Annotated in this window: 7 protein-coding genes and 2 pseudogenes; 6 read left to right on the top strand and 3 right to left on the bottom strand. The window is 34.9% G+C overall.

All coding sequences use genetic code 11. The features are described 5' to 3' along the window. The 6 genes and pseudogenes from HMPREF2637_RS11400 to HMPREF2637_RS03825 form a co-directional block, all read left to right on the top strand. A pseudogene (locus HMPREF2637_RS11400) lies at positions 1-199 on the top strand (hypothetical protein); the annotation flags it as partial. Positions 200-828: 629 nt separating this feature from the next. After that, a complete protein-coding gene (locus tag HMPREF2637_RS03845; protein ID WP_064524269.1) occupies positions 829-1,713 on the top strand; it encodes a hypothetical protein in 885 nt (294 codons plus the stop codon). Positions 1,714-1,850: 137 nt separating this feature from the next. Next, complete coding sequence (locus HMPREF2637_RS03840; RefSeq protein ID WP_070839123.1) at positions 1,851-2,654, top strand: FxLYD domain-containing protein; 804 nt, start codon at positions 1,851-1,853, stop codon at positions 2,652-2,654. A 193-nt stretch (positions 2,655-2,847) separates the two neighbouring features. Continuing rightward, on the top strand, positions 2,848-3,588 hold the full coding sequence (locus tag HMPREF2637_RS03835; protein WP_253184230.1) for an ImmA/IrrE family metallo-endopeptidase: 741 nt from the start codon (positions 2,848-2,850) through the stop codon (positions 3,586-3,588). An 8-nt stretch (positions 3,589-3,596) separates the two neighbouring features. Next, positions 3,597-4,279, top strand: a pseudogene (locus HMPREF2637_RS03830) (helix-turn-helix domain-containing protein). A 14-nt stretch (positions 4,280-4,293) separates the two neighbouring features. Further along, positions 4,294-4,749, top strand: a complete 456-nt coding sequence (locus HMPREF2637_RS03825) for a hypothetical protein (RefSeq protein WP_171963577.1) — start codon at positions 4,294-4,296, stop codon at positions 4,747-4,749. Between the two features lie 303 nt (positions 4,750-5,052). Here HMPREF2637_RS03825 and HMPREF2637_RS03820 read toward each other — a convergent pair whose 3' ends face one another. The 3 genes from HMPREF2637_RS03820 to HMPREF2637_RS03810 form a co-directional block, all read right to left on the bottom strand. Further along, positions 5,053-6,993, bottom strand: coding sequence for a hypothetical protein (locus tag HMPREF2637_RS03820; protein WP_070839121.1), 1,941 nt, complete (start codon positions 6,991-6,993; stop codon positions 5,053-5,055). Next, positions 6,990-9,215 carry a glycosyltransferase family 2 protein gene (locus HMPREF2637_RS03815; protein WP_060972932.1) on the bottom strand — a complete coding sequence of 742 codons (2,226 nt, stop codon included), beginning with the start codon at positions 9,213-9,215 and terminating at the stop codon, positions 6,990-6,992. Before HMPREF2637_RS03815 ends, HMPREF2637_RS03820 begins: the two co-directional genes overlap by 4 nt. Then, positions 9,205-10,166: bifunctional glycosyltransferase family 2/GtrA family protein (locus HMPREF2637_RS03810; RefSeq protein WP_141760017.1), on the bottom strand; the 962-nt coding region annotated here is incomplete at its 5' end. The genes HMPREF2637_RS03810 and HMPREF2637_RS03815, both read right to left, overlap by 11 nt.

The raw sequence follows: 10,166 nt of genomic DNA, 5'->3' as shown, positions 1-10,166 counted from the left end.
AGGTGAAAGTTATATTTTTAATCGTAATTTTTCTCTCCAACATGCTTTTGATGAACATTATCATAAGATTAAGTATAATCAACGAAAAGTCCAAAAAGAAATTAGAGAGACCGTCCAACCAGTGATTGATGCTCAACCAAAACCATTAATTAACCTTCAGTGGTTGTTTAATCTACTTTACCGAAGTAGGTTTAATTAGAGAATAAGAGAGCATATTTATCTCAACTTGATTTAAAAGCTGTTTAAAGCTCTCCCCTTGTTTTCTCGGTTCATAGATAAGATCTTTATCCTCATAAGTCATTTTCATAATAAAAACACCCTAAAGTTAGATTTCATTTGTCTAACTTTGGGGTATTTTTATTGTGAGCCTCTTTCTTTTGCGTTGATTCGTGCTGAACCCTTATTTACCTCAGTAAAAATAAAGAAAAAAATATCTCTTGGCCAGGACGTTGATTATGGTAGTGTAAAATAAGTTTTGTAAACACAAAAAGGAATAAATCCGTTATAGTAGAGTTGCGAAACATTACTAGACAGCAGATTATAAACGAAAACGCTTTGCAGTTTGCAAAGTGTTTTTTTTTACGGTTAAAGAATAGCTGCCAATTCTTCCAAAATAAAAAATTAGTAGAATTGAAAATTATAAAGATGTGGGACTAGGATGTTTTACTTAAATTTCACTTTTGATAGTCAGTTTCAAGCAATCTAATTTTTCATTTGAAGAAGATGAGTGAAAAATGTCTGTATATAGTATAATGATTTTAGAAGAGTTCGAGTTATGGAATGGGCGACCTTGAAAAATAAATTAATATAGTGGGAGGCAACAGTGACATGAAGTCGAAAAGATATATAATTATTGGAATAGTTGCCATTGTGAGTTTAATTTTCTTTATAGTAGTGACTTTTTGTGGAAAAGGTCATCAGTGGAGTAATAATGTTGTACAAGGATTTAAATCGCTGGGTCTTAAAGGTAATGTAAAAGTAATTGGGACATATAAAGAAATTGAAGCATTTCACGGTACTGTTGTTGAAGTGAATTATACTGAGAGGTTTTCTGATGGATATTTTTTAGATAAGAATCTTAGAGCAGATATACGGGAATCTAATGGTGAGCATATTTCAGATTTTTATCCTCCGTTATCTACAAAGATCGAAGCATTGCTCAATGACAAGGAAAAAGACTTGTTTGATACTGTTAAATTTAACGAGTTTAGCTTCTTGTTAGATGTTTATAAAATGAGACCGGGTTTTCAACGAGAAGAAGATAAAATCAAAAAAGACGTTGCCAATAAAATTAATAAACTATTTGATAGACAAGTGACGTTTGATTATAGTTATAAATTTGAGCCAGTATCTAGAGAAAAAATCTACGCTACTATTCTTTCACAGGCAGTCAGGAATCGTGATAATGGAGACTTTGAAGCGGCTGGCTTTTATAATATTAGACCTAAAAATTTAATGAAGAGTAAAGCAGTGAGTCTTCATTTGGATTGTATTTTTGCTTCTCTGAATCCTAACGCTAGCAAGTCATTTTCGAGAGAGCATATCGATTATTTTAAAACAAAACTCTTATCTTTGCCCAAAGGCTCATTTTCTGATGGAATCTATGAAATACGTGGTAATTATTATAGTGAAGAAGGGGAAAGTATTCATGTAACTTGTATATTTGTTGTTGAAGACGGTGTTGGTCACTTTGAAGAAGACAAAATGAACTAAAAACAAAAAATATACCTAAATGAAATTTGGTATAAAAAGTATCTATACTTGCGTCGTCACTTAAAAGGTATTTCCAATCGTGATAGTAATCAAGGGATTAATACAATAAATAGAATGATAGAAATGGAGGATGGACTTTGCTAAAAAAACTACTAAGGGTATCCTTAATACCTTTATTACTATTGCTTTTGTTAATATCTATATTTAAATCAATCGATAACAGGAATAAGACTTATGATAGGGAATTCATAACTTCATTGGCAACAGGATTAGATGAACGTTGGAAGGTTACTGACCTAAAGAATTATGATGAAAGAGAAATTGGAGACTATAAATCCTATATAGATTATGAATTAATTGAAATTGAACAGTATAAAAATAGGAAGTTTAAAAATCCTAAGTTAAAGAGATTAGCTAATAAATATATTAACGTTCAAAAGAATGAAAGAAAATCTATAGAAAATCAAAATTTTGTGGATAGTACTTTTGTAAGTGAATGGAATCAATACCAAAATAAACGTTTTGAATTGCTTCTAGATATTAACTCAATAGTTGAAATTCCTGTTCAAGATAAAAACAATCTAGATAGTATATTGAGATCTGGTAAAGCTGTGAAAGAATTTAATAGAGTTTACGGAATATTAGTAGATACTTTTGATCCCAAAAACTTCGTAGTTGAAGAGGTCACAGGTGTATCGGAAAAAGAGAAGCGCTACATAGGGAATTTTGAAAATACTACAGGTCATGAAATCACGTACATAGATGTTGCAATTAATTTTTATGATGAAAATGATAAAGTTTATTCTGGTTTTCGCTTTAACACAAGATATGGATGGGAAAATGGAACTAAAGAAAGCTTTGAATTCTCGATTCCAGATTCAGATACGAGGTTCAAATATTTTAAGGTTAAGTTGGGTGAAAAAAGTTTTAGCTTTGAGTAGATTTTCTATTTTATGGAAGGGTAGACAATATTGTTTCAACTAAGTTCTAAAAATGGATAGTTATGCAAAAAAGAGGTATAAAAACACCTCTTTTTGTTCACTCTTCAATTATGCTGTCACTGTCCATTTACTGTCCTATAAAGTGTAAAATATATAGAAGTTGTTAAGTTTACTAGTAGTTAAATCCTTTAAAATCAGTATTTATGATGATAACAAGCCTAAAAAATTCTTGGAACAAGTTTTGCATGGTTTAACAGTGGTTGATGAGTTAGGGACAAGTTTTTCCTATGAACGGGATAATCCTAAAGTAAAGCGAAATTTTACTTTATGCCATGAGTTAGGACACTTTATTCTTAAACATAATGGAAATTATTTTGCAGAATCAATTGATAATCAAGAGAATTTACTAGAACGTGAAGCAAATATTTTTTCCGCTGTGGTATTGATGCCAGATATTATTCTTTTATCAAAAATATACTATAGTTGCGAAACCTTCCATCAAGTACAAAATAGTCTCGAAGTTTCAAAACGGGCTTTATTTTTTCGCCTTTTGGAATTTCTACGGGAATATTATCTTGATAAAGATAGTGAAATCAAACAAGCAGTTGATATATATATTGAAGGAAATAACGCTTCTATTTATCGTTTATTTCATAATATTAAAGAAAAAATTATTGAGGAGTTCCACCAATTTCAACCTTCTCTTATTAATCAGGTTAAGCAGAGAGTGAGTAAAGTAGGCATTGCAACGAGTCTAGAATACCCAGATTTATTGAATCAAGATAACTGGAAAGCAATCAAGGAAGAAAATATTAATTTAAAAACCTGGCTTGTTTATAACAAAGGAAAGTCTATTGCCTATGTTTGGGATAAAGAAAAATTCTCAGATGAAGAAGCAAGGCATAAAGCAGACTTACAGTTACTATTAATGTGAGGTGAACTATGTATCAACCAGAAAAACTAAAAGCTCGTAGAAAAGAGCTAAAAATGACTCAAAAAGATATTGCGGATCAATTAGGGATCAGTTATCAAGCCTATTCAGCATGGGAACGTGGAGTAAAAGAACCATCTAAAGAGAAAATAAAGCGACTAGAACAAATACTCAGAGTACCAAAAGGCTATTTTACAGAAACTGAGATAGTTCGTTTGTACAATGTATTATCAAATAAAGGTCAAAATCAGGTTTTAGAATACACTCGTAGGTTAGTTCAAGAAGAGTCTAGAAAAATTGTTACGGTTTCAGAAAATCTCTATGAGTACCATGTATACGAAAAAATGTCTGCTGGTATTGGTGCATCCGTTTATGACAATCGCAACTACGACACTGTTTATTTCAATGAAGAACTAGCTCATGATTTTCCTCGTGGGTATCTGGAGATTCTATGGAACCTAAATATCAAAATGGTTCAGTAGCTCTTATCCGTGAGACAGGTTTTGATTATGATGGAGCAGTATATGCTGTAGTATGGAACTTTCAGACCTTTATCAAGAAAGTCTACCGTGAAGAAGAGGGGCTACGCCCAGTTTCTATTAACAAGGCTTATAAGGACATCCATATTCCTTATGATGAAAACCCTCGTATCGTGGGTAAAATTGTAGGAGACTTTATACCATTAGAGCTATAAGTTAGGAGAATACCATGGGAATGACGTATAAAGAAAAACTAGAAAAAGCTAAAATGGGCAATATTACTATCCCCTCAGAAATTTTGGGAAAAGATATTGTGGGCGTATATAAGTTTTTTGCCATTTTAGAAGATGAAAAAATCTGTTTTTATATAGGAAAATCAACTAATATCAGAGAACGATTGTTGTCTTCAAACGGCCATATTCATTTGTTTTTTAAAGAATCAGAGAAGTTAGTACCGTCTGAAATTAAATATTATCTTGGTCAAAATTATGATATTTTAGTTGAAATAGAAGAGGTTGATTATTTCGATACGAACTTTAGTAGAGCATCCCATAGACTTTCTTTGGCTGAAATAACTGAAATTGTTAAATATCAAAGTATGGGACAATGTTTGAAGCAACTACCAGAAGGCATAGGAGAAGGAGAAAGGGAATATTGGGAAAACAACTATAAAAGAGATAGATAATGGGTTATTTTGATTATTTACGAGAACCATAATCTGATATTGCTTTTGTGGATATGAGATTTTTCTATGCTAGTGTTGAGTGTGTGGAACGTGGATTGTATCCTTTAAGGGCCTCGCTTTGTGTGATGAGTAGAGCAGATAATTCAAACGGACTTATCTTAGCTTCCTCTCCAATGTTCAAGAAAGTCTTTTGAGCACCACAAGAGGCGAAGTCACAAACCCCGCCTCCTTCTACATATTTTTTGTTGTAATAGCATATTTTATTTGAAATATCAAGACTTATGCTTGATAAAGCTAGAAAACTTACCCTTTTCCAGCAAGAATATCTGATACTTTATACAATCCTGGGGAATATGTCCGACCAAATAGTTTTTTCGTCAAGGCATTAAACGTATAATGGTCATCTAAAATCAAGACTTCGTCATACGTTTTTAAGAGTGCAATAAAGTCATCGTCTGTTAAATTGGAATCATCTCTAGTATCGATATTTTTATTGCTGAGGTAATAACTTGTTGCGCTGTCGCTGTATGATGCCATTAAATCTAAAAATTTTTGGTCAACCGACACAAAATTTTCTCTGGCATCAACATTGACATCCCACAGATAATAACGACTAGCATATTGGGCAAAATAATTATCTACATTCTCCTTATCTGCTGTTACAACCAAAATTCTATCCGTTGACGAATTACTCTGACTTCCAGTAAACTGACGAATTTCTTTTGCGACCTCGTTTGTTTCCTGATTGTTATTGTAAACAATGCTATTATTTTCTGACAAGAACATTCCAATGGCATAAACTGTCAAAACAAGGCTCGCGTATTGGTACAAGCGTTTATTAAATAAGCTCTTGTAAGACCTAGCATTACGTTTACTAATGATTTTTTCATACAGACCCTTGTCCATTACCCATGCTAAAGCCATGGTCAAACAACCAAAAGCAAAGATAACGATGCTCGAAGCATAGCGCTCAAATCCTGCTAATTCTAACGCTTCATCAGTCGGCATTGCTGTCAGATACATGAGTAAAATGCCAATATAGTAAGTCACAATCGAAATATCAACAAATCCCCAAGTCAACAAGACAAATTTCTTATATTTCAAACGAATGCCAATCACAATAAAGGCAATCATCATAATCAGATTGATTATCAAAATTCCATTGCTTGCCAAACTGTCAAACGTAAACACCGATTTGACAAAAAGAGCGATAATTTTTTGTGGGACGCCTGACAGATTTCCAGTCAATACCTGACCAAGTTCTGACATGGACACCGCATGCTTGGCACTTGAGGCATTTGGGAAATTATCCGTCACATGCTTTTGCCAAATAACAAAAGGAAGACAGCTGACTAGCAAGGTCATTATGAGCAGCACTAGTGCTTTTAAACGTGCTCTTTTACGAACAAGTAAACGCACAATACAAACCACATAAACTACTAAAACGAGAGCGACAAAGAAAAGTCCATCTACTTTGACGATACTTAATAATCCAAGAATTACCGCCGTATTTAGCGACAAAAACCAGAAACGATTACGATAGACAAAACAACCTGCTATGGCTGCCAAGGCCAAGGCCGGAAGCAGAAAATCAACCAGCAAATTATTTAATCGAATAGCAACGTTGAACGTATTAAAAACAGCAAACGAAGCAAAAATCATGCTAACCATTAAGACACGTCGATCATCACGAAGTGCCGCAAACATGGCATAAAGACTGGAAGCAATCAAGAAGAATTGCCCGACCAACATACTACCTTCTGAAAAGCCTACGATAGTCGTGAAAAAATAAATGAAAAGTGAACTTCCAACAGGATAGGTATAATAACTAATAATCGTATCCTGCTGTGTTGGCAAAGCATTATTGATATGGAAAAATTTTACAATCGTTGCCCAATGCGTAAAATTATCATAATGTAAAAGCGGTGAATGCCAGAGCGTTATTCCAAACAAAAGCAAATAAGCCATCATTCCAAGCGCAATATAATCAAGTCTCCTAAAGCGATATTTCTTTTTCCATACCGCCCAAAGATAATAAAGACTCAAAAGACAGCCCAAAACAGAAATGGCATACACGGTCTGCAACATAAAGCCTAACAAACTACCAAGGTACAATACCAATGTAATGACTGAAAATGTAAACACCCATGTCAGACGGCGATTCATCTTCACAGTATTACGGAAAAAGGCATTGTACCCCATGGTAATCACAAAGAACAACAGTAATCTAGCAATACTAATCATACTCTCCCTCTCCATTCATTTGCTAAGGCTTTAAAAGCAGGTAAGCTATCCAAATCCGCTAAATTGGTAACTCGATAAAGCGATTCGTCTCTATCAGTATCATAGGACACAAAAGTCAACTGAATTGGCAAATCTTTGTAGGTAAATGCGACATTCGGTTCTTTTTTAGTATTTGTCAATTTTCCAGAAAATGTCATGTAATAATAATCTGTCTTTCTAAGCTGGCATTTTTTTCCAGCAACCTGAACCTCTTCATTGACACGAACTTTCGGAAAAGCTACTTGGTCATAGGCTGAAACAGGACGTTCATTATTTTGGAAACGTTGACTAAAGTTCTCAAATAAATCATCCCATGTTGTCATCCAAGGGTCTTTTTCCTTCGGAAGATTGTAATTAATGCGGTCATAAATGTACTGATAAAATTCGCGCTTATCAGCTTCAGGAACTTCTGAAAATTGAACGCCGTAGCGCCAACCATTATCAATCGCAAAAACACGAACAACATGACCTTTTACCCTCGCATGGTAATCACGTGATTGCAAATTAAGCGTCAGTTCTTTTTCTTTCGGCAAATACAATGGTAAATCCGTATAGAATGAAATCCCCGTTTCTGAAATATCACAGACTCTCACTTGGTAAGAATCATCATCAACCTCAATAACCATAGCTTCATCAACAGTAAAACGCTCACTTGAGCGATAAATCGGACGACCAAGCGCACAGAAAATCGCAAAGGTCAAATTGATGATATGATAAATCAACCAAAAACTGATAATACTTCCATAAAAAAGCTCTGAACCAAATTTTCCATAGTTAAAAGTCACCAAACCATAAACGGCTAATCCCCATAAAACAAGATAAGGAAGCGCATAAAGGTACAACGTCCACGACGTATAATTTCCCTTACGTGTCACCTTAAATTTTTTATTGCTAATGCCAAAGGACTCCAACATCATGGGAATAAACAAATACGGAGCAAAAATCGTTTCCACAATTTCTCCCCAAACCTGTGTTTGGTATTGTTTTGAGACTTCTCGCATTGACAAGCGTGTCAAGGCGAAACTTGGCAACCAGAATAGGAACAGTAGCCAGATATTTGACACCACCACACGCACATGGAAAACCGTATATAAAATCGGTGCCAAGATATACAATAACCGTCTAAAGAAAGACCACCAATAAAGATAGCCATTAATATAAACAATTCTTTGCCCCATTGTCAATTTGGGATTAAAGAAGATATTCATATTGTAGCTACTGCGAATAACGCCACGTCCCCAGCGCACGCGCTGTTTGATGACACTCTTCAAATCTGTCGGCGTTAACCCGCTAGCCATTGGACTTTTCGTCGAATAATTTACATAACCAGCCGCATTTATCCGAACACCTAGCTCGAAATCCTCCGTAATGGTATCTGTCGGAAAACCACCAACATCTTCAATCGCCTTGCGGAAAATAAGCGTATTAGACCCCGTATAAAGCGCTGCACCGTGCGAATTATTGAAAACATTAATTTCTTTGGAAAAGAAATCTTGTTCGTTTGGTAAGGTTGATTCTGAAAACAAGTTAAATTGGAAAATATCAGCATTGTAAAAACTTTGTGGCGTTTGAATCAAACCAACTTTTGACTTATCATAATCGTCACCATTTTCATAAGCCTCAACTTGTTCAACAAAATAAGGCACAGTTTCCAACAGGAATTCACGATAAGGAATCATATCCGCATCAAATGTCGCCACCAAAGGTGATGACGTCTGACGTAAAGCATTATTGTAGTTTCCTGATTTGGCATCTTTATTATCCGCCAAACCAAAATAACCAACACCAAGCTCATCAGCCAATTTGGCAACTTCTAGACGATTGGTATCATCACAGACGTAGATATGCACCTTAGACTTATCAGGATATTCCATAAAAGTACAGGCATTAATCGTCTTATAAAGCAACTCTGGATCCTCATTATGCGTTGCAATCAAAACATCCACATCTGGGTAACGCTCCTTAGCAATCTCAGGCTTTTCAAGTTCAAAGTCCTTTTGCTTATTCCAAATGAGAATGTAGCCTGTAATGGCTGAAACTACCTCACTTCCCCACAATAAAATCCCAAAGATCAGCGCAAACCATGAATCATGCCACGGAATAGTCGCCACCAAACGCCAAGTTAAATAAAAGGCAGTCGTTACAAATGCAACGAAATAGAGTATCCTCTTACTAGTCTTCATTCTCACCTCCACTAAAAATCAAATGTTTTTGCACAAAATAACTGACAATGAAAAGTGTACCGTCAACTAAAATCTTCACCAATGAAATTGGCAGCGTCGTCAAGGCATTTCCTAGAACTGTAACCAATAAACTTGACAAAACAATCTGTACTACCACCAAAGTGAAGTATTTTATCGCACTATTTGATTGACCTCGTTTAAAGACCACCTTACGATTCAAGGTGAAATTAACAACAGATGATATCACACGCGCTAAAATCGAAGCTAACGTCACCGCACTAAAACTTAATCCATTAAACAAAGAAATTAAAATCGTAAAAGCAACAATATCAACCAAGAAGGAAAACAATGATGAAAAAATGTACTTGAAGAAAACCTTGTAAATTCTAATCGAGTCACGAATCACATCAAAATGCGACGACTGATTTTCATCCAAATAAATCGTTGCAATGCCAACTTCACAAATCGGAATATTGTCCTCTTTTGCCTCAAGTAACATATTCATCTCAAATTCATACCGTTCACCTTCCACGGTTAAGAGTTTTGGCAACCATGACATAGGAATCACACGAAGCCCCGTTTGCGTATCAGAAACGTTCACACCTGTCATAGCCCCCAAGACGTCTCTTGTCAATAAATTTCCAAATTTACTACGTAAAGGAACAGATTTTTCAAATGTTCTAACACCCAGCACCAAACTATCAGGATGTTGCAAAAATTCAGCCAAACATTTCATCATGTCTTCGTAGGTGTGTTGACCATCAGAATCAATCGTCACAATTCCTTTGGCATTAGGAAAATTGTCCAAAGTATATGAAATAGCCGTTTTTAAAGCACGACCTTTTCCTTTATTATCAGCATGTCTTTGCAAATGACATGCATAGTTACTCTGCGCTATTGCAAATAACGGTGCAAAGTCAGCTCCACTACCGTCATCGACTAGAATAATGT

Source organism: Streptococcus sp. HMSC065H07 (assembly GCF_001837325.1).
Taxonomy (GTDB): Bacteria; Bacillota; Bacilli; order Lactobacillales; family Streptococcaceae; genus Streptococcus; species Streptococcus salivarius_H.
The sequence above is the reverse complement of the archived record's forward strand: the minus strand, read 5'-3'. Positions and strand labels throughout refer to the sequence as shown.

Bases quoted from the DNA above. Each gene is read 5' to 3' on its own strand.
- HMPREF2637_RS03825 (WP_171963577.1), top strand. From the start codon at position 4,294: ATGGGAATGACGTATAAAGAAAAACTAGAAAAAGCTAAAATGGGCAAT.
- HMPREF2637_RS03820 (WP_070839121.1), bottom strand. From the start codon at position 6,993: ATGATTAGTATTGCTAGATTACTGTTGTTCTTTGTGATTACCATGGGG.
- HMPREF2637_RS03815 (WP_060972932.1), bottom strand. From the start codon at position 9,215: ATGAAGACTAGTAAGAGGATACTCTATTTCGTTGCATTTGTAACGACT.
- HMPREF2637_RS03845 (WP_064524269.1), top strand. From the start codon at position 829: ATGAAGTCGAAAAGATATATAATTATTGGAATAGTTGCCATTGTGAGT.